General features: G+C 68.2%; 22 protein-coding genes. 13 read left to right on the forward strand and 9 right to left on the reverse strand.

Annotated features, from left to right (window positions below; genetic code table 11):
* Positions 1-28: 28 nt before the first annotated feature.
* Together LXM88_RS23010 and LXM88_RS23015 are read right to left on the reverse strand one after the other, a co-directional pair.
* Entirely contained in the window at positions 29-676 is a 648-nt protein-coding gene (locus tag LXM88_RS23010) for a response regulator (protein ID WP_047903312.1), read from the reverse strand.
* On the reverse strand, positions 673-2,769 hold the full coding sequence (locus LXM88_RS23015; RefSeq protein WP_262544638.1) for a PAS domain S-box protein: 2,097 nt from the start codon (positions 2,767-2,769) through the stop codon (positions 673-675). The genes LXM88_RS23010 and LXM88_RS23015 overlap by 4 nt, the downstream gene beginning before the upstream one ends.
* A 320-nt stretch (positions 2,770-3,089) precedes the next feature.
* Between LXM88_RS23015 and LXM88_RS23020 the strand changes: the two genes are divergently transcribed.
* The 5 genes from LXM88_RS23020 to LXM88_RS23040 all read left to right on the forward strand — a co-directional run bounded on the left by LXM88_RS23020 (position 3,090) and on the right by LXM88_RS23040 (position 8,606).
* Entirely contained in the window at positions 3,090-3,560 is a 471-nt protein-coding gene (locus LXM88_RS23020) for a universal stress protein (RefSeq protein WP_262544640.1), read from the forward strand.
* A gap of 358 nt (positions 3,561-3,918) precedes the next feature.
* The gene (locus tag LXM88_RS23025; RefSeq protein ID WP_065502080.1) at positions 3,919-4,425 is read left to right on the forward strand and encodes a cupin domain-containing protein; all 507 of its coding nucleotides are present in this window, start codon (positions 3,919-3,921) and stop codon (positions 4,423-4,425) included.
* A gap of 188 nt (positions 4,426-4,613) precedes the next feature.
* Positions 4,614-5,639: a DedA family protein/thiosulfate sulfurtransferase GlpE gene (locus LXM88_RS23030; protein ID WP_034179555.1), complete on the forward strand. Its 1,026-nt coding sequence runs from the start codon at positions 4,614-4,616 to the stop codon at positions 5,637-5,639.
* A 441-nt stretch (positions 5,640-6,080) separates the two neighbouring features.
* Positions 6,081-7,463: an amino acid permease gene (locus LXM88_RS23035; protein ID WP_262544641.1), complete on the forward strand. Its 1,383-nt coding sequence runs from the start codon at positions 6,081-6,083 to the stop codon at positions 7,461-7,463.
* Between the two features lie 207 nt (positions 7,464-7,670).
* On the forward strand, positions 7,671-8,606 hold the full coding sequence (locus tag LXM88_RS23040) for a universal stress protein (protein ID WP_262544642.1): 936 nt from the start codon (positions 7,671-7,673) through the stop codon (positions 8,604-8,606).
* Between the two features lie 514 nt (positions 8,607-9,120).
* On the opposite strand, the gene LXM88_RS23045 is transcribed toward LXM88_RS23040, so the two are convergent.
* Positions 9,121-9,555, reverse strand: a complete 435-nt coding sequence (locus LXM88_RS23045) for a hypothetical protein (RefSeq protein WP_262544643.1) — start codon at positions 9,553-9,555, stop codon at positions 9,121-9,123.
* Between the two features lie 83 nt (positions 9,556-9,638).
* Positions 9,639-10,127, reverse strand: a complete 489-nt coding sequence (locus LXM88_RS23050; protein WP_262544645.1) for a hypothetical protein — start codon at positions 10,125-10,127, stop codon at positions 9,639-9,641.
* Between LXM88_RS23050 and LXM88_RS23055 the strand changes: the two genes are divergently transcribed.
* Positions 10,120-10,374, forward strand: a complete 255-nt coding sequence (locus LXM88_RS23055; protein WP_262544646.1) for a DUF3562 domain-containing protein — start codon at positions 10,120-10,122, stop codon at positions 10,372-10,374. The two genes, LXM88_RS23050 and LXM88_RS23055, sit on opposite strands and share 8 nt — an antisense overlap.
* A 234-nt stretch (positions 10,375-10,608) precedes the next feature.
* Positions 10,609-12,408, forward strand: coding sequence for a methyl-accepting chemotaxis protein (locus LXM88_RS23060; RefSeq protein ID WP_262544647.1), 1,800 nt, complete (start codon positions 10,609-10,611; stop codon positions 12,406-12,408).
* 98 nt (positions 12,409-12,506) lie between these two features.
* On the opposite strand, the gene LXM88_RS23065 is transcribed toward LXM88_RS23060, so the two are convergent.
* Entirely contained in the window at positions 12,507-12,755 is a 249-nt protein-coding gene (locus LXM88_RS23065; RefSeq protein ID WP_262544648.1) for a hypothetical protein, read from the reverse strand.
* Between the two features lie 446 nt (positions 12,756-13,201).
* On the opposite strand from LXM88_RS23065, the gene LXM88_RS23070 reads away from it, so the two are divergent.
* From LXM88_RS23070 to LXM88_RS23080, 3 genes are all read left to right on the forward strand, one after another.
* The gene (locus tag LXM88_RS23070) at positions 13,202-14,080 is read left to right on the forward strand and encodes a MipA/OmpV family protein (protein ID WP_047903301.1); all 879 of its coding nucleotides are present in this window, start codon (positions 13,202-13,204) and stop codon (positions 14,078-14,080) included.
* A 93-nt stretch (positions 14,081-14,173) separates the two neighbouring features.
* On the forward strand, positions 14,174-15,868 hold the full coding sequence (locus LXM88_RS23075; protein ID WP_262544649.1) for a VRR-NUC domain-containing protein: 1,695 nt from the start codon (positions 14,174-14,176) through the stop codon (positions 15,866-15,868).
* Positions 15,865-18,165, forward strand: coding sequence for an ATP-dependent DNA helicase (locus LXM88_RS23080; RefSeq protein WP_262544650.1), 2,301 nt, complete (start codon positions 15,865-15,867; stop codon positions 18,163-18,165). Before LXM88_RS23075 ends, LXM88_RS23080 begins: the two co-directional genes overlap by 4 nt.
* Positions 18,166-18,264: 99 nt before the next feature.
* Here the strand turns inward: LXM88_RS23080 and LXM88_RS23085 are convergent, their stop codons facing one another.
* Positions 18,265-19,035, reverse strand: coding sequence for an IclR family transcriptional regulator domain-containing protein (locus LXM88_RS23085; RefSeq protein WP_262544651.1), 771 nt, complete (start codon positions 19,033-19,035; stop codon positions 18,265-18,267).
* Between the two features lie 158 nt (positions 19,036-19,193).
* Here LXM88_RS23085 and LXM88_RS23090 point away from each other — a divergent pair, with 158 nt between their 5' ends.
* Entirely contained in the window at positions 19,194-19,427 is a 234-nt protein-coding gene (locus LXM88_RS23090) for an AbrB/MazE/SpoVT family DNA-binding domain-containing protein (RefSeq protein ID WP_262544652.1), read from the forward strand.
* Complete coding sequence (locus LXM88_RS23095) at positions 19,414-19,827, forward strand: PIN domain-containing protein (protein ID WP_262544653.1); 414 nt, start codon at positions 19,414-19,416, stop codon at positions 19,825-19,827. Before LXM88_RS23090 ends, LXM88_RS23095 begins: the two co-directional genes overlap by 14 nt.
* Before the next feature lie 42 nt (positions 19,828-19,869).
* Here the strand turns inward: LXM88_RS23095 and LXM88_RS23100 are convergent, their stop codons facing one another.
* On the reverse strand, positions 19,870-20,265 hold the full coding sequence (locus LXM88_RS23100) for a DUF4440 domain-containing protein (RefSeq protein WP_262547107.1): 396 nt from the start codon (positions 20,263-20,265) through the stop codon (positions 19,870-19,872).
* A gap of 302 nt (positions 20,266-20,567) precedes the next feature.
* Between LXM88_RS23100 and LXM88_RS23105 the strand changes: the two genes are divergently transcribed.
* The gene (locus tag LXM88_RS23105) at positions 20,568-21,056 is read left to right on the forward strand and encodes a hypothetical protein (protein WP_262544654.1); all 489 of its coding nucleotides are present in this window, start codon (positions 20,568-20,570) and stop codon (positions 21,054-21,056) included.
* 128 nt (positions 21,057-21,184) lie between these two features.
* Here LXM88_RS23105 and LXM88_RS23110 read toward each other — a convergent pair whose 3' ends face one another.
* Positions 21,185-22,486, reverse strand: coding sequence for a UDP-N-acetylglucosamine 1-carboxyvinyltransferase (locus LXM88_RS23110; RefSeq protein WP_047903294.1), 1,302 nt, complete (start codon positions 22,484-22,486; stop codon positions 21,185-21,187).
* Between the two features lie 203 nt (positions 22,487-22,689).
* Entirely contained in the window at positions 22,690-23,997 is a 1,308-nt protein-coding gene (gene shiA, locus LXM88_RS23115) for a shikimate transporter (RefSeq protein WP_262547109.1), read from the reverse strand.
* Positions 23,998-24,075 lie beyond the last annotated feature (78 nt).

Below are 24,075 nucleotides of genomic sequence, written 5' to 3' on the forward strand. Positions count from 1 at the left end.
CCGGCCATCCGGTGCTACGTGTCGTCCGTTACACGTCGTCCGTTTCGTCGAGCAGCTTGTGCCGCATCGCGTAACGCACCAGCGCCGCTTCGTGCGGCATCTGCATCTTTTCCAGGATCCGTGTCTTGTAGGTGCTGACCGTCTTCGCGCTCACGCACAGCGCCTGCGCGATCTCGGTCAGCGTCTGGCCGGCGGCGATCCGCCGGAACACGTCGAATTCGCGATCGGACAGCCGCTGGTGCGGCAGCGTCTCGGCCGGCTCGTTCAGGCTTTGCGCGAACTGCTCGGCCATCGCGAGGCTCACGTAGACGCCGCCCGACGCCACCTTCGTGACCGCACCGACCAGCTCGGCGCTGGCGCTTTCCTTCGTCAGATAGCCTGACGCGCCCGCGCGAAATGCGCGCACCGCGTATTGCTGCTCCGCGTGCATCGTCAGCACGAGCACGCGCAGCGCGGGCTTTTCGTCCTTGATCTGCTTGATCAGTTCGACGCCGTTGCGGCCGGGCATCGACAGGTCGAGCACGAGCACCTGCGCGGGCGTCGAGCGCACGAGCGCGATCGTCGACGGGCCGTCGCAGGCTTCGCCGGCCACCTCGAATCCGGTGGCGTTCTGGAGGATGTGCCGCAGACCGTCGCGCACGAGCGTATGGTCGTCGGCAATGAGCACCGTGATCATGTGATGAGAGTTTCCTGTTGAACGGTACTGAGCGGAAACGCGACGGTAATCGAGAAACCGCGCGCGAGCGCGGTATCGATCGTCACGGTACCACCGAGCATGTGCGCGCGCTCGCGAATGCCGATCAGGCCGAACGATTTGTCCTCGTGAGCCGGCCCGCCGGGCGCCGCGCCGCGGCCGTTGTCCGCGACGCGCAGCACGCAGAAGCCGTCCTCGACGTCGAGCCGCAACGCGACGCGCGTGGCATCCGCGTGGCGCGCGACGTTCGTCAACGCTTCCTGGACGATCCGGAACAGCGTGGTTGCGCCCGCGCTGGTGAACGTGAGGCCGCCCGTTTCGATGTGACGCTCGACATCGATCCCGTAGCGGTTCGTGAAATCGTTCGCGAGCCATTCGATCGCGGGCACGAGGCCGAGATCGTCGAGCATCACGGGGCGCAGGTCGGCCGCGATGCGCCGCACCGATGCGACCGTCGCATCGATCAGCCGCCGCATGCCCTGCAGGTGCGACTGCATGTCTTCGTCCGGCTGCGCGCGGCCGGGCACGCGCAACTGCTGCTCGACGACCGACAGGTCCATCTTCAGCGCGGTGAGCTGCTGGCCGAGGTCGTCGTGCAGTTCGCGCGCGATGCGCGTCTTTTCCTCTTCGCGCACGTTCTGCAGGTTCGCCGACAGTTCGCGCAATTCCTGGCGTGACTGCTTCAGCGCGTTCTCGGCGCGCAGCCGCTCGGTGATGTCGCGCAGCATCACCGTATAGAGCTTGCCCGACGCGTCGCGGATCTGCGAGATCGACGCCTCGATCGGGAATTCCTCGCCGTTGGCACGCAGCCCGAACAGCACGCGCTGGCGGCCCATCTGCCGCTCCGAAACTCCCGTCACGCCGAACTGGTCGACGTGCTTCGCGTGCGCGGCGCGGAACCGTTCGGGGATGAAGCGCGACAACGGCGCGCCGATCGCCTCCATCGCGGAGACGCCGAACACCTGCTCGGCCATCGGATTGAAGATCACGACCGTCTGCTTTTCGTCGATCGTGATGATCGCTTCCATCGACGAACGGATAATGCCCATCATCCGCGCCTCGTTGAGGATGCCGCGGCTGCTCGCGCCGGACCGGCCGCGCACCAGCGCATGGACGAGCGCCGCGAACGCGAACGACGCGATCAGCCCGGCGGCCAGCACGGTGCCGGCCGCGCGTTGCGCACCGGTTGCGCTCGGGCGGCCGTCGGCGGAATACGCGAGCGTCAGCATGGTGCCGCCGAAATTCAGCACGTCGGTGCGCCGCATCAGGTCGGGCGAAGCCGACGCCTCGTCGGTCGTCGTTTCGACGCTGACGATCTTGCGCGAATCGCCGCCGGTGGTCATCCACAGGTCGATCCCGCGTTCCGCGTCGAGCGCACGCTCGACCAGGCGCCGCGGGCTCAGCGCCGCGAACAGCACGCCGTCGGCGCCGGCTTCGCGCGTGCCGGACGGCGTGGCGGCCGCATGCGGCGACGCGGTCACGGGCAGGAACAGCGTGAGGGTGCGCGCGTCGCGGGACGCGTCGTTGTCGGCCGGGTGGACGCCAAGTGCGATATCGCCGGTCTGCAGCGCGCGCGCGAGCGGCGCGGCGTCGGACGCAGCGAAGCGCACGACGAGGGCGTTCGATGCGGGCGCGCTGAGCGTCGCGGCCGCGAGCGGGCTGGCCGGCATCGGGTTCGCGCCGGCGAGGGCGCTGCGCGTGGCGGGCGGCAACGGCGCATAGCCGAGCTGCCGGATCGGCGAGCGGCCGCTGTCGAGATCGAGCGCCTCCGTATAACGACGCCATTGCTCCGGCGTCATTTCCGGCACGAGGCCGAACGCGCCGCGTGCGCTTTCGAGCACGGCGACGCCGGACTGCAGTTCGTGGCGCAACATCGCCGTCACGTGCGTTGTGCGGCGTTCGAAGCGCGTATGGACGGCGCTTTGCCACTGGCCGCGCACCAGCAGCGCGACGCCGAGCGACAGCACCGCGCCGGCGAACAGCGCAACGACGCCAGCCGCGAGCGGCTGGCGTAACATGGTCTGGAGGCGCGTGGGCCCTCGGGCGTCGCGCGTCGGGGTTCCACCGGCGGTCATTCAATGGCCATTCTGTTGTCGGGGCCGCCCGTAGCACTCGGGCAGCGCGGCAAAACCGGGCAAAACTCGCACCGGCTGCATGCAACGTCTATTTTCAAGATGAAATTGTGCGCGTTTTACACGTTTTATGTAATAGGGTCACCTGAAAATGCGGCAAACGGCACGGAGCAGCGGGCGCGCCGGCCGCGCTTGACGCGCGTCAACGAGCGCGTCGACACGTGGAGCAGACTGTTCGGCAGGCAAGCCGGCACCGGGCCGGCTTGCGATAACGGGCCGCCGTTGCGCGATGCGCGGCGCGTGCCCGGTCGGAGGGACGGACCATGTACAAGCGGATTTTCGTCGGGCTCGACGGCAGCCCGAATGCGCGTCTCGCACTGAACGAGGCGATCCGGATCGCGGCGGCGTCCGGCGGCGAGGTCATCTGCGCGTATGTCGTCGAGCATCGGCCGCAGCTCGTCGACGTCGATGCGGGCTTCGCGGCCGAGCGCGACGACGATGCGGCCGCGACCGCTGCCGCGACGCCGGTGCTCGACGATGCGAAAGCGGTGCTCGCGCAGCAACACGTGCCGGGCACCGTGCGCGCGCTCGACGCGTACGGCGAAGACATCGCGACGGTGCTGATGCGTACGGCGGCCGAAACCGACGCCGACCTGATCGTGATGGGCACGAGCGGGCGGCATGGCCTGCGCCGTCTGCTGCTCGGCAGCGTCGCGGAATCGCTGCTGCGCGCGGCCGACCGGCCCGTGCTGCTGGTGCGGCACAGCGAGCCGGGCGCGCCGGCGGCCGCGTGATGCACGCAGTGCCGCGCTGACGCTCGAGCGGTAGCGGTTGCCGGCAGGAGACTGCCGCGTGTCGTTGCCGCATGTCCGCCTGATGGAACGCGCGACGCGCTGATCGGCGCGGCGCGCGCGAGTTCGCCTGTCGCGTTCGACGCAAGCGTCGTCCGGACGAGGGCGCCCAGGACGGCCCCTGCATCCTCGCGGTTGCATCCCGACACGCAATTCTGGCAGCATCGACCGTGTCCGCTTCCTCGCCGCGTGCATGGCCGCGGCGATCGACGCAGCGCCATCCGGCGGCACCCGGTCGCATCCGCGATGAACCGGGCCGCACGCCGGATGCCGGTTTCTCACCTTACCGACGTCATCCGCCATGCCGATTTCCGCCACCGACCTGATCCGCCAGTTCGACCTGCAGCCGCACCCCGAGGGCGGCTATTTCCGCGAAACCTATCGCGCGACCGATTCGGTCGTGCGCCCGGCCGACGGCGCGCCGCGCGCCGCCTCGACCGCGATCTACTACCTGCTGTGCGACGGCGCCTATTCGTCGTGGCACCGGATCCGCTCCGACGAGGTCTGGCATTTCTACGCGGGCGATCCGCTCGAGGTATGGGTGCTCGACGAGCGCGACGGGCTGACGATCCACCGGCTCGGCAACCCGCTCACGCATCCGGGCACCGTGTTCCAGACGGTCGTGCCGGCCGGACGCTGGTTCGGCGCGCGCTGCGCGTCGCCGGAGCACGTCGCGCTGGTCGGCTGCACGGTTGCACCGGGCTTCGAGTTCGCGGAATTCGAGCTGGCCGACGCGGCCATGCTGACTGCCGCGTTTCCCGACTACGCGGAACACGTCGCACGGCTCGCGCAGCGCCCGGACGCATAACTGTCACAGCGGTGCAACCGTCGGCCCGAAGCCCGCGCCGACGGCGTGTGTTCCGCGCGATCCCGGCCAAACCCGTTTAGAATGCCCGTGATGCACGAGGCCTGCTGCGGACGTGCCGCAGCGGCCGTTGCACAAGCCGGTCCGACGGCCCCCGTCGCGCGGCCCGCATGTCTTCCAGGAGCGCCCCCGTGTGGCACTTTCCCATTGCAATTCCATCGTCGCTCGGCCCGTGGGCCGTGTTCGCGAGCGTGTTGATCACGCAGCTCGGCGTGCCGGTGCCGGCCGTGCCGATGCTGATTCTCGGCGGCACGATGGCGGCAATGGGGCAGGCGTCGTGGGCCAGCATGTTCGCGGCGGCGATCGGCGCGACGATGCTCGCCGATTCGCTGTGGTTCTTCATGGGCCGCACGCGCGGCCGGCGCCTGCTGAACGGCCTCGTACGCTTTTCGCTGTCGCTCGACACGACGCTGCGCTTCGCGCGTAACGTATTCGAAAGATACGGCGCGCCGCTGCTCGTGCTGTCCAAGTTCCTGCCGGGCCTCGGCCTCGTGTCGGCGCCGCTGCTCGGCACGACCGCGATCGGCGTCGGCGTCTTCCTGTTCTGGGATCTGGCCGGCGCGTCGCTGTGGGCCGCGTTCTGGCTCGTCGGCGGCGCGGCCATTCACGACCAGATCGTCCAGTTCGTGCTGTGGGTGCGCGCGAGCGGCGGCACGATCCTCGACGCGTTCCTCGCGATCTTCATCACGTTCCTGCTGTACCGCTGGGTGCGCCGCGTGCAGTTCCGCCGCTATCTCGCGCAGGTGCGCATCTCGCCGCCGCAGCTCGTCGAGATGATGACGTCGGACGAGCCGCCGCTGATCTTCGACGCGCGGCCGAAAGCGATTCGCGAGCGCGAGCCGTACCGGATCGCCGGCGCGGTGCCGGTCGATCTCGATTCGCCGGACCTGCTCGACCCGGAAATGCTGAAACGGCCGATCGTCGTCTATTGCGTGTGCCCGAACGAGGCAACCGCGAAGCGGCTGATCGCGAAGATGCAGCGCAAGAAGATGATCCACAACATCCGGGCGCTGAAGGGCGGCCTCGATGCGTGGGAGAAGCACGGCTATCCGGTCGAGCCGCTGCCGGCCGATCTCGATTCGTCGCGCTATTTCGTGCGTCCCGAACACGGCGCGCTCGAAGGCGAATATACGGTGCGCGCGACGCTGTCCAAATAAATGCGCGCGCGGCGCCGCGCGCATTCGAATTCCACCACCGGTTTCACGCACTCCGATTTTGCGAAAATCGGCTGGCGTGAAACCTCCGATCATTCATATAATCCCGCCTGCATATTGCGTGCGCGTGATCGCGCACATTCGACGCGCATTCGTTCGCGCCGAAAGCGATTGATCCCGTTGTCGCCCGTCACGCGCCCAGCCGCGTCGTACGGGCCGCACGGGCGTATTCCGTGAAAGGCCCGATCCGTTTTCCGGATTGTTCCGGACAATACGGATAATCCGCGGCGATTCCAATCGGATTGACGCAATATCCATGTCGTTTCTCATTCTGAAATCGACGGCGGAGATTATTTCGTTTTCGGCATGCCGGGATCGGCATGAACGGTCGCGCATTGACATCGACAATGACGGCGGCCCGTTTGCGGCTGCCAGGAGACGGACTTGAAACAACCAGAAGACCAGTTGCACCGCGGGCTGGAAGAACGGCACATCAACCTGATGGCGCTCGGCGCGACGATCGGCGTCGGCCTGTTCCTCGGCTCGGCCACCGCGATCCGCACGGCCGGCCCCGCCATCCTGCTGACCTACCTGCTGGGCGGCATCGCGATCTTCCTGATCATGCGCGCACTCGGCGAGATGGCGATCACCAATCCGGTCGCCGGCGCGTTCAGCCGCTACGCGCGCGACTACCTCGGCCCGCTCGCGGGCTACCTGACCGGCTGGACCTACTGGTTCGTGTGGATCGTCACCTGCATGGCGGAAATCACGGCGGTCGGCGTCTACATGCACATGTGGTTCCCCGGCGTGCCGAACTGGATCTGGGCGCTCGCGGCGCTCATGGCAATGGGCTCGGTGAACTTCATCGCGGTCAAGCTGTACGGCGAATTCGAGTTCTGGTTCGCGCTGATCAAGATCGTCACGATCGTGCTGATGATCATCGGCGGCGGGCTGATGATCGCGTTCGGCATCGGCAACGGCGGTGTCGCGACCGGCATCTCGAACCTGTGGGCGCACGGCGGCTTCATGCCGAACGGCATCGGCGGCGTGATCGCCGCGCTGCCGATCGTGATGTTCGCGTATCTGGGCGTCGAAATGCTCGGCCTCACGGCCGGCGAGGCACGCAACCCGGAGAAGTCGCTGACGAAGGCCGTGAACTCGGTGTTCTGGCGCGTGCTGATTTTCTACATCGGCGCGCTGTTCGTGATCATGTCGCTGTACCCGTGGGACCAGATCGGCACGCAGGGCAGCCCGTTCGTGATGACGTTCTCGCGCCTCGGCATTCCGGCCGCTGCCGGCATCATCAACTTCGTCGTGCTGACCGCGGCGCTATCGTCGTGCAACAGCGGCCTGTTCAGCACCGCGCGGATGCTCTACAACCTCGCGCAGCAGGGCCAGGCGCCGGCCCGGCTCGGCCGCGTGAACCGCAACGGCGTGCCGGTGTATGGCGTGATCGTGTCGGTCGCGCTGCTGCTGATCGGCGTGCTGCTCAACTATCTCGCGCCGCAGCACGTGTTCACGTGGCTCACGTCGGTGTCGACGTTCGGTGCGATCTGGACCTGGTGCGTGATCCTGATCGCGCAGATGCGCTTTCGCCGCACGCTGTCGGCCGACAGGATCGCGCGCCTGCCGATCCGCGTGCCGTTCTATCCGCTCGGTTCGTTCGTCGCGCTCGGGTTTCTCGCGCTGGTCGTCGTGCTGATGGCGTTCACGCCCGACACGCGCGTCGCGCTCGTGATCGGGCCGGTATGGATCGTGCTGCTCGGCATCGCGTACGCGCTGTTCTACGCGAACCGTCCGGCGGCATCGGTGCCGACGAAGTCGTAACCGATACGGGCAGGGCTGCGCGATCGTTGATCGCGATCATGCGGGCGCGGGCCGGACGACCTATGCTGAACCCATTGCTAGTCCGCGCTTCGCGTGGCTACCCGCCGATCCCAGCGACCGCGGCGGCTGTCCGGCCGCCGCGCGCCGCTTCCGCGCGAAGCTCCCGCCGTCGTTCCGCGGCGACGCGCATGCACGGAGACCTTCGCCATGCAGCCTGCCCAGTCCATCCCGCCGCTCGCCCGGATCGTGCTGGCCGTCGATCCGACACCCGAATCGCTGTCCGCCGCGCGCTATGCGCGCACGCTGCTGCATGCCGGCATGCGGTTGCGCATCGTCTGCGCAATCGACAACCCGCGCCTCGTCCTGCCCGACATCCCGCGTATCGACGCGCTGCTGACGTCCGCGCGCGAGGACATGATGCGCGAAGCGCAAGCCATCAACGCGCGGATCGCGGCGCTGTTCGCCGACAGCGGCATCGACGTCGAGCAGGCCATCGTCGATACGTCGGTGACCGGCGGCACGGTCGCCGATGCGCTGGTGAACGACACGTCGGAATGGCGCGCGGACGTGCTCGTGGTCGGCGCGAATCCGCATCACGGGCTGCTGCGGCTCGTCGAAGGCGCGATCTCGGACACGCTGACGACGCGCGCGAGGTGCGCGCTGCTGATCGTGCCGGCCGGCTATGCGCGTCCGTCGGACGGCACGCTGCAACGTCTGATGTTCGCGGTCGACGGCAGCGAACCGTCGCTGCACGCGGTGCGCGTCGGGCTCGGCTTCGCGGCGCCGACGACGTTGCTGTATGCGGCGTACGTGATCGATCGCGCGATTCGCCTGACGGATATCGTGCCGGTGCGCGCGCTCGAGGATGCGTACCGCGCGGAGGGCGAGGATGCGCTTGAGAAGATCGGCCCGCTGTTCCAGGCGACCGGCAACCCGACCAAGCGCGGTGTCGTCGAAACGCGTCCGACCAGCGACGATGTGGCGCATGCGCTGATGCGCGACGCCGTGCACTGGCGTGCGGAACTGCTGGTGGTCGGCACGCATGGCCGGCGCGGCATTGCCGCGTGGTTGATCGGCAGCGTCGCGCGCCGCGTTGCGCACCTCGCGCAAGTGCCTGTCTTGCTCGTGCGTGGCGCTGCGTGAATGGCGCGATGTCGCGCACGAAGCGGGCTTGGGTTGACCTGCATCAGAAACGGCATGCGCATCGCGTGAGACATTCACGGAACATCCGGCGACGCTGCCGGTCTGTCGCGCATGCGCGATGACAACCGCGCAAGCGTCGTCGCCACATCATTTTCAGGAGCCGCGCCACGCCGCGCATGGCGCGTCATCCGCCGGGAACTCTCTGGCACGAGGGTAGGCAGCCGACGGCTGCCTTGGAGACGGGCGGGGTGCGAGTCACCCCGTCCGCTTTCCGCGTTGCTGGCCCCGTCGGATTTCTTTTCCCCGCAGGAATCGTCGTGAATGCTGCCGTGTGGAACGGCGTGCGAGGTCCCGCAATGGTCCGCAATCGCGCGTGGTCGCGCCTATGTGGATCGGCGATGGTCGCGGCATGCGTGGCGTCGCGCGATACACGCGCCACCACTGCACGCGCTGCAGACGTTTCTGTCGCGCGCAGCCATCGCACGGCCCCGTGCCGTGCCGGCTGCGTGCGCGTTCAGAAGGTGCGAAGAATCGACCGCAGGTCGTGCCGGCGGCCGGCGCCGCGGCGTACGCGCGGACGTTGACGCGCGACACGCATCGGCCCGCGCGCGGCGGACGTGCGACTGCGCAGCCGGTTCGCGTGCGGCCAGCCGGGACGCGCCTTGCGGCGTGGCTCGGAGACGGCGGGAGTATCCGGGGCGGCCCGCGCGCAGAGGGCCGCGGCGAACCGTTGCAGCGCGAGTACCGACCCCGCGACGCTCTGGTATTTTTCGCGGCCGATCTGCCCGTCGAGCGTGACGAGCAACCCGGCTTCGCGTGCGAGCGCGAGCAAGGTGTCGATGTCGTCGGACGGGCGGTTGCCCGCCGACACGGCCCGGGCGGGCAGGGCACGCGTGTTGCCCGACGCGTGCCGCTGGCCGTCCCGGGCCGGGAAGTTGCGATGTTTCATGGTTGGTCTCCCGCTCCGGCCCCCGCATGCCGGCTCGACGGCCGGCTGGGCGATGACCCGGTATGAACGCTTCGTCCATGCAATCAGTATCGGGTGGCGAAAACGCGCTGCCAAGCAGCGCGCGCTGAAGTCGCTGTCAGGCATTGCGCGCACGTATCGGAATCCGCTGACACGCGCGACGGCCGATCGGCGGGTACGGTGGAATCGACGGTGATCCGGCGCGTTCGTTCCGACGAATGGATGGGGTGCGGCGGACGTCGCTTGACGCATGATTTCGGCCGGTCTAAGTTCGCCACAGCATCGGCGTCGCGCGGCGTTCCACCACCCGCCCGTCTGCCGGTGCCGCGCCCCGGGGTGGCGTGGCAGGGCTTCCAGTCTCGTTCGCGGGCAGTTTGCGCCGCGAACCGGGCGCGGCCGATCCGGAGACGGACCGGCACGGCGGCACGCAACGTGCCGTTGATCGCGCGCAAATATGCTCCGGCGCATCGTACGCCGCGCAGCCGTCCAGTCTTTAAGCTTCCAGTACCGTCTTCTTTTCGTTCCTCGACCGTCAGGAGTTCGTCGATGTCCAAGGACAATTTGCTCGATTCACTCAAGGAAGCCGCCGAACAGCGTGCGATCGGCGCGGATCAGTTGCGCGCGATGCTCGACGACGAAGTGCGCGCGCTGTCGTCCGGCGCGCGCGTGCACGACTACATCCACGTGTTCGCGATCCGGCATCTGCGCGAACGGATGCGCCAGCAGGACGATCTCGACAGCGATACGCGGGCCGGCGCGCCGCCCGCGGAATCCGACCCGCGCCCGAGCCATCGGTTATGACGGGCGTTCGCCGCGACGGACACCGCGGGCGTCAACCGCCCGTCGCGGCGCCCGGCAACCTGCTTGCGGGCGCCGGGCGAGTGCGGCAGTCCTGACGATCCGCCGACATCCGGCGGCGCCTTCCGCCTTACATTTCACTGAATTGTCACAACGGCCTCAAGTAAGCGGCGCGATTGCCGTTTACCCGGTGAATTCGTCCACCGGGCGTTCGCGCTCCCTTACCGAGTCGTTGCCATGCTCTCGTCCATCCGCGCCCGCATCCTTGCCGCATGCGTCGCCATTGTCGTATTCGCGCTCATCGCCACGACGCTGATCAACTACTTCATCGCGCACTCGTACAACGACGACGCGATCGATCGCAACCTGACCTCCGTCGCGAGCGGCCACGTGGTCGGGATCGCCGATTGGGTTGCTACCCGGAGCCGGATGATCGCGTCGCTGCAGGATGCCGCGCTGGCGCCCGATCCGCTGCCGGTGTTCAAGCAGATGGCCGCGGCCGGCGGCTTCACGAACGTCTACGCGGGTTACGCCGACAAGGCGTTCCGCTTCTCCGACCCGACCGGCATCCCGCCCGACTACGATCCGACCGGCCGCCCGTGGTACAAGCAGGCCGCGCAGGCCGGCAAGCCGGTCGTCACGCCGCCTTACGTCGACGCCGGCACCGGCAACCTGGTCGTCACGTTCGCGGTGCCGATCGTGCGCGACGGCGCGCTGAAGGGCGTCGTCGCGGCGGACGTCGCGATGGACAGCGTGATCGCGAACGTGAAATCGATCCGCCCGACACCCGCGAGCTTCGGGATGTTGATCGACAGCAGCGGCCACGTCGTCGCGCACCCGGACCCGAAGCTCACGCTGAAGCCGGTCGCCGACGTGTCGCCCGAGCTCGGCGCGATGAGCGCCGCGTCGGTCGCGGCCGCGACCGCGCCCGTCGAGGTCAGCGTCGGCGGCGACGCGAAGCTGGCGCGCGCGCGGCCCGTGCCGGGCACCGACTGGTACGCGCTGGTGCTGCTCGACAAGACCGAGGCGACGGCCGGGATGCGCTCGCTGCTGACCGCGTCGCTGATCACGCTGGTCGTGATCGTCGGCGTCGCGTCGCTAATCATCGGCGCGATCACCGCGACCGCGTTCCGGCGCCTGTCGCAGGTACGCCAGGCGATGGCCGCGATCGGCTCGGGCACCGGCGACCTGACGCAGCGCCTGCCGGCCGACGGCCGCGACGAAGTCGCCGACATCGCGCGCTCGTTCAACAGCTTCGTCGACAAGCTGAACGACGTGATGCGCCAGATCCGCGACGCGAGCGAATCGGTGCGCACGGCCGCGAACGAGATCGCGGCGGGCAACCAGGACCTGTCGTCGCGCACCGAATCGGCGGCGGCGAGCCTCGAGGAAACGGCCGCATCGATGGAAGAGATCACGGCCACCGTCGGCCAGTCGGCAGCGGCCGCCGGCCAGGCCGACGAACGCGCGGCAGCCGCGTCGCGGATCGCGTCGCACGGGGGCGTGGTCGTGTCGGACGTCGTCGCGACGATGGGGAAGATCGAGGAAGCATCGGGCCGGATCGGCGACATCATCGGCGTGATCGACGGGATCGCGTTCCAGACCAACATTCTCGCGCTGAATGCGGCTGTCGAAGCGGCGCGTGCGGGCGAGCAGGGCCGCGGCTTCGCGGTCGTCGCGCAGGAAGTGCGCAGCCTTGCGCAACGCAGCGCGCAGGCCGCGCGCGAAGTGAAGGTGCTGGTCGAATCGACGGTCGCGAGCGTGTCGGCCGGATCCGGGCAGGTGCGCCAGGCCGGCGACACGATGCGCGAGATCGTGTCCAACGTGTCGAACGTGACGACGATCATCTCCGAGATCACGCACGCGGCGAACGAGCAGACGCGCGGCATCCAGGAGGTGAATCGCGCGGTCACGCAGCTCGATGAAATGGTGCAGCAGAACGCGGCGCTCGTCGAACAGTCGACCGCCGCCGCAACCGCGCTGCAGTCGCAGGCGAACGCACTGGCGACCACGGTCGGGCAGTTCAAGGTCGCCTGATGCGGCCAGCGGAATGCGCGGCCTTGCCGATCGGGAGCCGCTCCCGATTTCGCCGGCCCGCGGATGCGCCGCCGCACATCGCGCGCCGGGTGCCGCCGTCAGCCGTGATCGCGGGGCGGGGAAGGAACGTGCGGCGCGCGGCGTTCGTGCTTGCCGGACGGCTTGGCAGGGTCGATACGCGTCGCACCGCCGACGGCGGGCGGGTCGCTGGCCGGGAACGACTCATCGAGCCCTTCGTCGATGCGCTCCTCCGTCTTGTCGTCGGTTGGCGGGCGGGACGTGGCGAACTGGAGCGGTCCGGCAGCCGGCGACACGGTGTCGCGGCGGCCGGGGGCGTGAACGGACATGGTCGAACCTCCTTGGTCATCGATGCAGGCGCAAGCGCCGTGCCTGCGCGGCATCGGCGGCATGGCGCTTGCGTGCCGGGGAAGCCGGCCGGTGCGCCGGGCATGACCCGCGCGCCGTCGGCGTGGATGAGAGGACATCGTGACGAATGCTTTCAAGAAAAGGATACGTTACGACGCGAACGCATGCGGCCGCTATTTCGAATCGCGCTCGTTGCATTATCACGTCGAGCGTTTCCGATTCGGCAACGCTCCATCCATCCACGCGGGAACGAGACACAAGTGCCCGCGCGCAGCAGGCGCTTTGCGACTGCGCGCGCGTCGCGTAGGATGTCCGTTAATTCAGCGCACGCTACGTTCGCGCCGCAGGCCGCCAGCCGCTGCTGCCGAAGAGGCGCAACGCGCTTTCCCTCTGGTTCGTTTCGCGCAACCGACGGAGACCGCCTTCGATGACTGTTGCTCGCCCGTTGCTGTCACCCGGCGCACGCCGGTTCGTATCCGGCCTGTCGGCATGCGCGGCGCTCGCCGCGGCCGGCGCCCGCGACGCGTCGGCCCAGACACCTTCGCCGCTCGGCGAGTGGCAATACTCGGCGGGCGTGCCGCTCGAGAAACTGTTCGATCCGACCATCTCCACCTGGCAGGTCAGCGTCGGCGCCGCGATGACGCTGCAGCCGCGCTATGCGGGCTCCGACCGCTATCGTGTGCTGGGCGGCCCGAATCTCGACATCCGCTATCGCGACCTGTTCTTCCTGTCGACCGGCGAGGGGCTGGGCGCGAACGTGCTGCGCGGGCCGAACTGGCGCGTGAGCCTGTCGGTCGGCTATGACCTCGGGCGCCGCTCGGCCGACGATCTCGGCCACCTGAACGGCCTCGACAACATCAACGCGGCGCCCGTGATGAAACTGGCCGCCGATTACGTGATCTCGAAGGAATTCCCGCTCGTGCTGCGCGCGGATGTCCGGCGCAGCATCGGCGGCTCGAACGGCTGGACCGGCGATTTCTCCGCGTACATGCCGATGCCCGGCAGCAACGAAAACTTCTTCTGGTTCGCGGGGCCGACCGTGTCGTTCGCCGACTCGCGCTACATGAACAGCTGGTTCGGCGTGAGCCAGGGTGCCGCCGCGCGTTCGGGGCTGCCGGCCTATTCGTCGGGCGCGGGAATCAAGTCGGCCGGCGTCGGCGTGACGATGGTCTGGTTCGTGAACAAGCACTGGTTCGTCACGATGGACGGCGCGATCGAGCAGCTCGTCGGCCGCGCGGCGCGCAGCCCGATCACGCAGCAGTCGACCAACGGCGTGTTCGACATGTCGGTGAATTACCAGTTCTGACCGGAGCCGGGTGAGCACGGGCGGCGGCATGCGGCACTTCCCGTCACATTTGATATGATTCCGACCTGTACAAACGTACAGTGATCGATTCCCGTGACACCCGCTTCGCCGACGCCCCCGGCGTTTTACTACCTGACCAATTTCGAACGCGCGCTGGCCTGGCTCGGCGAGCGTTACGACGACCTGCTCGACCATCGGGAGCAGGCGTTCGTCCGCGATTTCGCGACGCTGCCGCAGGCGTCGCGCGCGCTGCTCGTGCGGATGCTGATGCGCAACGGGTCCGACTTCCGCGCGAGCAAGCTCGCGTACGACGAAATCGGCTGCACGCTCGATGCGGCCGCGCCGCTCGTCGAACTCGGCTGGGTCGATCCGGCGCCCGCTCTGACGCTCGACGAACTGTTCGCGCTGTCTACCAAGGCCGAACTGCTGCGCATCTTCCCGTCGCTCGCCGCACATGCGGGCGAGCGCAAGCCCGAATGGCTCGAACGGCTGCGGCCCGTGCACGACGTCGCGCAGCCGCTCGATGCGTGGTGCGCAAAGGCCGGCGACCGCGTGCTGCGCGTGACGGTCGGCGCGCTGTGCGACCGGCTGCGCCTGATGTTCTTCGGCAATCTCCATCAGGACTGGAGCGAATTCGTGCTCGCCGATCTCGGCGCGTTCCAGTACGAAAGCGTGCCGATCGCGCCGTCGTCTCGCGCGTTCCAGCAGCGCGGCGACGTCGATGCGTATCTCGCGCTGCAGATGTGTCGCGATGCGCTCGACGCATGGCCCGACGATCTGCCGTTCGACGACCTGCTGCGCGCGATCGACGCGGTGGGCTGCGCGCAGCCGTGGCTCGCGACGCGTCGCGCGAAGCTGCTGTTCGCGCTCGGGCAGACCTGCGAGCGCCGCGCCGACTGGGCCGCCGCGCTCGATGCATACACCCGCAGCGCATGGCCCGGCAGCCGCCATCGGCGCATCCGCGTGCTCGAACGCTGCGGGCGCGACGACGACGCGCTCGCGCTGGCGCTCGATGCGCGCGGCGGCTTCGAGAGCGACGAGGAGCGCCAGCGCGTCGAGCGCATGCTGCCGCGCCTGCAGCGCCGCGTCGGCCAGCGCGTCGAACGCGCGGCCGCCGCGCCGGACGTGCCGCGAGAGACGCTCGTGCTGGTGCGCCCCGATGCGTTCGTCAGCGTCGAATTCGCGGTGCGCGACCATCTCGCGCAACCGGCGTCGCCGGTCCATTACGTCGAAAACACGCTGATCAATTCGCTGTTCGGGCTGCTGTGCTGGGAACCCGTGTTCGCAGCCGTGCCCGGTGCATTCTTCCACCCGTTCCAGCGCGGCCCGGCCGACCTGCACGCACCCGATTTCGCCGCGCGCCGTGCGGACGCGTTCGCCGCCTGTTTCGCGCAACTCGATTCGGGCGCGTACCGCGACACGATCCGCCGGCATTTTGCGATGAAGGCGGGGCTGCAGTCGCCGTTCGTGTTCTGGGGCGTGCTGACTGACGAACTGCTCGACGAGGCGCTCGCGTGCCTGCCGCCCGAGCACCTGCGGCTGTGGTTCGCGCGCCTGCTCGCGGATATCCGCAGCAACCGCTCGGGGCTGCCCGATCTCGTTCGCTTCTGGCCCGGCGAGCGCCGCTACGAGCTGATCGAGGTGAAGGGCCCCGGAGACCGGCTGCAGGACAACCAGACGCGCTGGCTCGCGTACTGCGTCGCGCACGGCATTCCGGTGCGCGTCGTCGATGTCGAGTGGGCCGGCGCGGGCGTGGCGCACGCCGAAGCGGCGGGGCTGTCCGCGTGAGCTACGTCGTCGCCGTGCGGGCGATGTGCGAGTTCACCGCGCGGCGCGGCGATCTCGACCTGCGCTTCACGCCCGCGCCGACCGCGCTCGAAGGCATCGCCGGCCACGGCGCGGTCACGTCGAACCGCGGCGCGCGCTACGAAACCGAGATCGCGCTGACGGGCACGTGGGGCACGCTCACCGTGCGCGGCCGTGCGGACGGCTACGATCCCGTGGCGAACCGCCTCGAGGAAATCAAGACCTATCGCGGCAGCCTCGACGCGATGCCGGCGAACCACCGCGCGCTGCACTGGGCGCAGGCGAAGGTCTATGCGCACTTGATGTGCGACGCGCGCGGCCTCGCCGAAATCGACGTCGCGCTCGTGTATTTCGACATCGTGTCCGAGCGCGAGACCGTGCTGACGGAAACGCTGGACGCGGCCACGCTCGCGGCATTCTTTGCCGAGCAGTGCGCGTGCTTCGTCGGCTGGGCCGAGCGCGAGACGGCCCATCGCGCGGCGCGCGATGCGGCGCTGCGCGCGCTTGCGTTTCCGCACGGGCAGTTCCGTAGCGGCCAGCGCGAGCTGGCGGTCGCCGTCTATCGTGCGGCGCGCGACGAACGCTGCCTGATGGCGCAGGCGCCGACCGGCATCGGCAAGACGCTCGGCACCGTGTTCCCGCTGCTGAAGGCGTGCGGCGAGGGCGAGCTCGACCATGTGTTCTTCCTCACCGCGAAAACGCCCGGACGCGCGCTCGCGCTCGAAGCGGCGACGACGCTCGGCGCCGGCACGCCCGCGCTGCCGCTGCGCGTGCTGGAACTCGTCGCGCGCGACAAAGCATGCGAGCACCCGGACAAAGCGTGCCACGGCGAATCGTGCCCGCTCGCGCAAGGCTTCTACGACCGGCTGCCGGCCGCGCGCGATGCGGCGATCGGCGCCGGGCTGCTCGATCGCGATACCGTGCGCGCGGCCGCGCTCGCGCACGACGTCTGCCCGTACTACCTCGCGCAGGAGCTCGCGCGCTGGTCGGACATGATGATCGGCGACTACAACTACTACTACGACGGCAGCGCGATGCTGCACGCGCTCGCGCAGCAGAACCAGTGGCGCGTCGGCGTGCTCGTCGACGAAGCGCACAACCTGCTGGACCGGGCGCGCAAGATGTACAGCGCGTCGCTCGATCCGTTCGCGTTCGCGGCCGCGCGCGAAGCCGCGCCCGCGGCGCTGCGCAAGGCGTTCGACCGGCTCGCCCGCGCGTGGGGCACGATCAATCGCGCGCAGGCCGAACGCTATGCGGCGTATCCGGACATTCCGGGCCCGATCGTGTCGGCCGTACAGAACCTCGTCGCGGCGATCGGCGAACACCTGACAGACGCGCCGCGCGCGAACGGCGATGCGCTGCTGCGCTTTCATTTCGAGGCGATCCAGTTCGGCGTGCTCGCCGAAGCCTTCGACAGCGCGTCGATCTTCGACGTAACGCTGCAAGGCGAGCCGATGCCGCGCCAGCCGGCCCTCGACGGCGTCGCGTCAGCCAGCCGCCGGCGCCGCGTCCAGTCGACGCTGTGCGTGCGCAACGTGATCCCGGCCGGCTTTCTCGCGCCGCGCTACGAAGCCGCGCGCGCGACCGTGCTGTTCTCTGGCACGCTGAGCCCGTTCCATTTCTACCGCGACACGCTCGGGCTGCCCGGCGACACCGGCTGGCTTGACGTCGACGGGCCGTTCCGCGCCGAGCAGCTGACGGTGCGCGTCGCGAGCCACGTATCGACGCGCTGGCGCGACCGCGACCGTTCGCTCGAGCCGATCGTCGACCTGATCGCCGCGCAATACGCGACCCGGCCCGGCAACTACCTCGGTTTCCTGAGCAGCTTCGACTACCTCGGGCGCGTGGTCGCGCTGATGCAGACGCGCCATCCGGACGTGCCCGTGTGGGCGCAGGCGCCCGGCATGGCCGAAAGCGAGCGCGACGCATTTCTTGCTCGCTTCGACGCGGGCGGGCGCGGCGTCGGTTTCGCGGTGCTGGGCGGCGCGTTCTCGGAAGGCGTGGACCTGGTCGGCGAACGGTTGATCGGCGCATTCATCGCGACGCTCGGGTTGCCGCAGGTCAACGATGTCAACGAGCAGATGCGGCGTGCGATGGACGCGCGCTTCGGCAACGGCTACGACTACATGTACCTGTATCCGGGCTTGCAGAAGGTCGTGCAGGCGGCCGGGCGCGTGATCCGCACCGAGCGCGACGAAGGCGTCGTGCATCTGATCGACGATCGTTACCGGCGGCGGGAGGTGCGCGATCTGCTGCCGCGGTGGTGGCGGATCGGGTGAAGGTGAAGGGGACGAAGCGCGGCCGGCATGCTGCCGGTTGCGGTCCAGCGGTGTTATCCGTCGCGTAGCGGTGTAGCAGGCATCGCGCTGGGCGGGACGCTACAGCACGTTCAGCATCGCGAGCGCGGCTTCCTGCAGGTGCGGCAGCACGCGCCGCACGGCGGCGTCGGTCGTCTCCGTGCCGATCGGCATGTTCGTGCTCAGCGCGGCGACCACTTCGCCGTGACGGTTCTTCAGCGGCACCGCGATCCCGCGCACGCCGACCTGCAATTGCTGTTCGATCGCCGCGAAACCGGCGTCGCGCGCCTGGTCGACCTGTTCGAGCAGGCGCGCCTTGTTGGTGATCGTGTGCGGCGTGAACGGCGTCAGCTCGGTGTCGTCGAGCCACGCGCGAACGGCCTCGCGATCGGGATGATGCGCGAGCAGCACGACGCCCGGCGACGTCAGCGGCGCCGGCACGCGTGCGCCGAGCACGAAGCCGGTCGACATCACGCGCGACACGCCGTTGCGCGCGATGAACACGAGTTCCCAGCCGTCGAGCACGCTCACGTAAGCCGATTCGTTCAGCGACGCGCTCAGTTGCTGCAGATAGGGCTGAACCGTGCGCGGCAGCCGCGCCGAGTCGAAGTACGACCAGCCGACCCGCAGCACCCGCGGCGTCAGGCCGTACAGCTTGCCGTCGGTGTAGACGTAGCCGAGCGATTCGAGCGTCAGCAGGTAGCGCCGCGCGGCCGTGCGCGTCAGGCCGGTGCGCGCGGCGGCCTGCGTGGGCGTCATGCGCGCGTGCTGGCTGTCGAATGCCTCCAGGATCATCAGGCCTTTTTCGAGGCCGGCAATCCAGTCGCGTCGGTCGAGTTCGGGCTTTTTCATCGTCGGGAGCGGCGCCGTCATGCGCGGTGATCGCGCGGGAGTGGGCGATTATCGCGCGATTCGAACGGCGGCGGCTTCCGACGCATGCGTCATGCCCCGATTTTGCAGGCGAGATATGGAAGATATACAATCACCGATGTATATCCGAGGGGGTCAGCATGCAGGTCGCAAAGTGGGGCAATAGCCTGGCCGTCCGCCTTCCCGCCAGTGTGGTCGATGCACTGGAGCTCCGTGAAGGGGACGATATCGAAATCGTGGTCGATAGCCCGCGCGTTTTTGCCGTCAGCCGCAAGCCGCGGGCCGATGAACTTCTGCAACGGTTGCGGCGTTTCAGGGGCAAGCTGCCCGCCGATTTCAAGTTCAGCCGGGACGACGCGAATGAGCGGGATTGAGTCGGCGAAATCGTTCGTCGACAGCAATGTCGTGCTTTATCTGCTGTCCGAGGACGAAACCAAGGCGGATCGGGCGGAGGCGCTGTTCCTTCGGCGGCCGACCATCAGTGTCCAGGTACTGAACGAAGTCGCCAGCGTGTGCAGTCGAAAATTGCGGATGCCGTGGAGCGATGTGGGGCAGTTTCTGGAACCGATCAGGAGCTTGTGCCATGTCGTACCGGTCACGATCGATACGCATGACCTGGCGCGAAGGCTCGCGGAACGGCATGGCTTGTCCTTCTATGACGCGTGCATCGTCGCCGCCGCGTCGCTCGAGGGCTGCGAGTACCTGTACACCGAGGACATGCACGACGGCCTGCGCGTGGACGGCGGTCCGGTACTGCGAAATCCGTTTGCCTGAACGTCGCGAATTCCGGGTGTGCTACCGACAGGAACGCTGCGATCAGGCCGGGCGATGCGCGTCGATTTCCTTGTGCTCGTAGCACAGTGCCGCAATCCGCCATCGTGCGTCGTTGATGCGCCATAGCTCCAGGAAATCGAAGCGGGAGTCGATCGCCCGGTCTTTCCAGACGGCCCCGACACCCGATATCGTCGCCCATTGTCCGTGCTCGACGATCTGCATGGCTTCATCCCGATACACGAAATGCGGTGCGCCCGACATGCGATCGGCCGCAAGGGTGCGCATCCTTGCGAGATATTGCGTCTTCGTCCGAATGCGATTCTCGTGCTGGACGAAAAAATGCGGGCTCGCCACGAAATCGAGCTGCTCGATGTCAGCGTGACGATATGCATCGAGCCAGACCTCACGCATCTGCGTCAGGGTGTATCGGGGTTTCATGTGCGGCACCAGTTCCTGTCGGATCGCGGGTTGAGTGGCTTTCGTCAGCCACCGCCCGGAAAGGAAAGAAGCTTGAGGCCGGGGCAGGTGCGGGAGCAATTGGACAAGTCTGAATCTGGTTTTGCCGTGAACCATCGGATCGCGCGCATGACACGATCATCGTTTTTCTGGAACCCAGCATGAAACTTCGTGAATTCGCGGTGGCCTTGTTCGCTGCGGCCGTGCCGGCGCTCGCAGGCGCCAGTCCTGCAAGTGACGCCGGACTCGCTCGTCCGGCCGTCGACATCCGAGCGTGGCCACGCATGACGTCGCCGAAATTCGGCTGCTACGTCGAAACGACATTCGACTACCGTGACAAGCGCTTCAACTGCGCGCTGAAGAAGTACCGGAACACCGGCGACGCGTGCAAGAACACGAAGGCGTATTACGAAGGCCCTGCATTCCCCGACCGGCTCGCGGCCCGCATCCATCCGCTCGCGACGAAAGTCGACCTGGACTGGGAGCATGGCGACCTGCAGATGGTCACCGTCACGCTGAAGGGAACGTGGAACGAAGCGGACGTGCGCAAGGCGTTCGGGTTGCCGCACGCGGAAGGTCGCAAGCTGACCGAAGCGGAACTGCGCAAGCAGCCGGACAACCTGATGGACACGAGCATCCAGTATCCGTCGAGCCCGACCGACAACAGCCTCGGCAGGCGGCCGAGCGATCCCGCGCACGGGACGACTGCCGTGATGCTTTACGGCTTCGACCACATGGGAGCGGGCGACGTCGGGTGCGGGGAGGGGGAGTAACGCCTGGAAGCGAAGCGGCGATCCTGCAACGCGCGCCGGTTGCCGGGGAGTCTGCCGACGCCGGCCAAGGAAGGAGGGCAGACGGATGCGGCGCCGACTTCACGCGAGCCGCACCCGCCCGAGCGGCATTATTCGCTGCTGGTCCACTCGACGTTCGCGCCGACCGAGCGCAGGTTCTCGACGAAATGCGGATGCGCGCGGCGGATCGGCAGCGCGTTCATGATTTCCGAGCGGCCTTCGATGCTCGCGGCCACCATCAGCAGCGCGATCGCGACGCGGATGATGTACGGGCTCTCGACGCGTGCCGGCGTCAGTTGCAGCCCGCCGAACGTGATCAGCCGGTGCGGATCCGACAGCAGCACGTGCGCGCCGAACTTCGACAGTTCGCCGGACCAGCCGAGCGCACCGTCGTAGACCTTGTTCCAGAACATCGCGCTGCCTTCCGCGCGCACGCCGAGTGCGATGAAGATCGGCAGCAGGTCGACCGGCAGGTACGGCCATGGCGCGGCCTCGACCTTGGTCAGGATGTTCTGCGTGAACGGCCGGCGCACGCGCAGCGGGCCGTCGCGTTCCGCGCGCGACCAGCCGTCGCGGTGCGTGACGTTGACGCCGAACTTCGCGAACGTGCGGTCGATCAGCGGGAAATGCTCGGGCGACGAGTTGCGCACCGTGATATCGCCGCCCGTGATCGCGCCGAGCGCGAGGAACGTCGCGATCTCGTGGAAATCCTCGGCGAAGCGGAATTCTCCGCCGCCGAGTTTGCCACCGCCCGTCACGCAGAGCCGCGACGTGCCGATACCTTCGATGGTGACGCCGATCATCGCGAGGAACTGGCAGAACTCCTGCACGTGCGGCTCGGACGCCGCGTTCATCAACGTCGACGTGCCGCTCGCGGCCGTCGCGCACAGCGCGAAGTTCTCGGTGGTCGTCACCGACGCGTAGTCGAACCAGTGATCGTTGGCCGTCAGCGGGCCGTCGGTGCGGACGATCAGCGAATCGGGCGTGCGCTCGATGTGCGCGCCGAAGCGCTCGAACACCTCGACGTGCGGATCGATCTCGCGCACGCCGAGCGTGCAGCCTTTCACGTCGTTCTCGAGGCGCGCGACGCCGAAGCGCGCGAGCAGCGGCGGAATCAGCATGATCGACGAGCGCATCGCCTCCGGCAGCCGGTGGACGGCCGGATCGAACTTCGTGTTGCGATGGTGGAGTTCGAGCAGGCCCGTCGTGAAGTCGACCGACACGTCGCTGCCGAGCGTGCGGAAGATGTCGAGGATCTTGCGTACGTCGGTGATGTCCGGCACGCCGACCAGGCGCAGCGGCTGATCGGTCAACAGGGTGGCGCACAGGATCGGCAGGACGGCGTTCTTGTTCGCGGACGGCTTGATGTCCCCGCGCAGCGGAGTGCCGCCGTGGACGATGAGATTCGACATGATATGGGGGCGTATCGGTGACTGACGTAGGCCCATATGATGCCATTGGTCGGCGGGCGACGTGGAATGTTCAGAAGGGAAAAGGGGGATCGGCGCGCGTGATTGACGGTGTTTGACGTTGAGTCGGGGGTACCGCCGTACGGCTGGCGGCCGACGCAGGGAAATGGCCGGCCGCGGATCGGGCCGGCCACGCGCTCACTTCGTCACTGCGCTGCCCGCATCCGCGCGGCAATCACCAGCGAGATCAGGCAACCCACCGCGAGATAACCGGCGACGAGGTGCCACGAGCCGCCGGCCAGGCTGACGAGGCCGATCGCGATGAACGGCGTGAACCCGCCGCCGACGACGCTCGCGAACTGGTAACCCACGCCCGCGCCGCTGTAGCGGTATTCGGCGCCGAACAGCTCGGTGAACAGCGGCTGCTGGACGCTCACGACCATGTCGTGCGCGGCGTTCGCAAGCAGGATCGAGAAGATCACGATCCACGCGATCGACCGCGCCTCCAGTGCAACGAAGAACGGCACCGCGGACGCGAGGCCGATCAGCGCGCCGATCAGGTAGATGCGGCGCAGGCCGTAGCGGTCGGCCAGCCACGCGAAGCACGGGATCGTCACGCAGCTCACCGCACCGACCAGCAGGCCGATGTTCAGGAACAGGTCGCGCGACATGCCGAGGTTCGTCGTCGAATAGCTGAGCGCGAACGCGGTGACGATATACATCGTGAACAGTTCGGCGAGCCGCAGCGCGATGATCAGCAGGAACGCCTTCGGATGGCGCGTCAGCGCTTCCAGCACCGGCAGGCGCAACTTGCGGTTGCCGTGCTCGACCTTCTCGACGAACTCCTGCGATTCGTCCATGCTCTTGCGCACCCACAGCCCGATCAGCACCAGCACGATGCTGAACACGAACGGCAGGCGCCAGCCCCACGACTTGAACGCGGCTTCGCCGAGCGTGTGGCTCAGGATCGACACGATGCCCGTGGCCAGCACCAGCCCGACGCCGTAGCCCACCTGCACGCCGCTGCTGTAGAACGCTTTCTTTTGCTTCGGCGCGCTCTCGACGGCCATCAGTGCCGCGCCGCCCCATTCGCCGCCGACCGCGAAACCCTGGATCGCGCGCATCAGCACCAGCAGCACCGGCGCCCACCAGCCGATGGTTGCGAAGGTCGGCAGCAGGCCGATCGCGACCGTCGACAGCCCCATCACCATCACTGTCAGCACGAGCATCCGCTTGCGGCCGAGCCGGTCGCCGTAGTGGCCGAACACGACGCCGCCGAGCGGCCGGAACAGGAAGCCGACGCCGAACGTCGCGAACGCCGCGAGCGTGCCCATCGTCGGGCTGACTTTCGGGAAGAACTCGGAATTGAATACCAGCGCGGCGACGATCCCGTACAGCAGGAAGTCGTACCAGTCGACGACAGCGCCGACGAAGCTGCCGATCGCGGCCTTGCGGGCCTGGCTGCGCGCGCGGACGCCGGCAGCGGCGTCGAGGGTGTCGAAGGTTGGGGTCATCATGGTGTCTCCTGGCTCGGCGCATCGTGGAATCGTGGCGGCGCCGCGTCCGATGCTGCATTGAAGTCGATGGGTGAA

This window comes from Burkholderia sp. S-53 (assembly GCF_025560745.1).
Taxonomy (GTDB): Bacteria; Pseudomonadota; Gammaproteobacteria; order Burkholderiales; family Burkholderiaceae; genus Burkholderia; species Burkholderia pyrrocinia.

Coding starts and splice junctions, on each gene's coding strand:
- LXM88_RS23010 (WP_047903312.1), bottom strand. CDS start 676: ATGATCACGGTGCTCATTGCCGACGACCATACGCTCGTGCGCGACGGT.
- LXM88_RS23015 (WP_262544638.1), bottom strand. CDS start 2,769: ATGACCGCCGGTGGAACCCCGACGCGCGACGCCCGAGGGCCCACGCGC.
- LXM88_RS23020 (WP_262544640.1), top strand. CDS start 3,090: ATGTACAAGCGGATTTTCGTCGGGCTCGACGGCAGCCCGAATGCGCGT.
- LXM88_RS23025 (WP_065502080.1), top strand. CDS start 3,919: ATGCCGATTTCCGCCACCGACCTGATCCGCCAGTTCGACCTGCAGCCG.
- LXM88_RS23040 (WP_262544642.1), top strand. CDS start 7,671: ATGCAGCCTGCCCAGTCCATCCCGCCGCTCGCCCGGATCGTGCTGGCC.
- LXM88_RS23045 (WP_262544643.1), bottom strand. CDS start 9,555: ATGAAACATCGCAACTTCCCGGCCCGGGACGGCCAGCGGCACGCGTCG.
- LXM88_RS23055 (WP_262544646.1), top strand. CDS start 10,120: ATGTCCAAGGACAATTTGCTCGATTCACTCAAGGAAGCCGCCGAACAG.
- LXM88_RS23060 (WP_262544647.1), top strand. CDS start 10,609: ATGCTCTCGTCCATCCGCGCCCGCATCCTTGCCGCATGCGTCGCCATT.
- LXM88_RS23065 (WP_262544648.1), bottom strand. CDS start 12,755: ATGTCCGTTCACGCCCCCGGCCGCCGCGACACCGTGTCGCCGGCTGCC.
- LXM88_RS23070 (WP_047903301.1), top strand. CDS start 13,202: ATGACTGTTGCTCGCCCGTTGCTGTCACCCGGCGCACGCCGGTTCGTA.
- LXM88_RS23085 (WP_262544651.1), bottom strand. CDS start 19,035: ATGAAAAAGCCCGAACTCGACCGACGCGACTGGATTGCCGGCCTCGAA.
- LXM88_RS23090 (WP_262544652.1), top strand. CDS start 19,194: ATGCAGGTCGCAAAGTGGGGCAATAGCCTGGCCGTCCGCCTTCCCGCC.
- LXM88_RS23095 (WP_262544653.1), top strand. CDS start 19,414: ATGAGCGGGATTGAGTCGGCGAAATCGTTCGTCGACAGCAATGTCGTG.
- LXM88_RS23100 (WP_262547107.1), bottom strand. CDS start 20,265: ATGAAACCCCGATACACCCTGACGCAGATGCGTGAGGTCTGGCTCGAT.
- LXM88_RS23105 (WP_262544654.1), top strand. CDS start 20,568: ATGACGTCGCCGAAATTCGGCTGCTACGTCGAAACGACATTCGACTAC.
- LXM88_RS23110 (WP_047903294.1), bottom strand. CDS start 22,486: ATGTCGAATCTCATCGTCCACGGCGGCACTCCGCTGCGCGGGGACATC.
- shiA (WP_262547109.1), bottom strand. CDS start 23,997: ATGACCCCAACCTTCGACACCCTCGACGCCGCTGCCGGCGTCCGCGCG.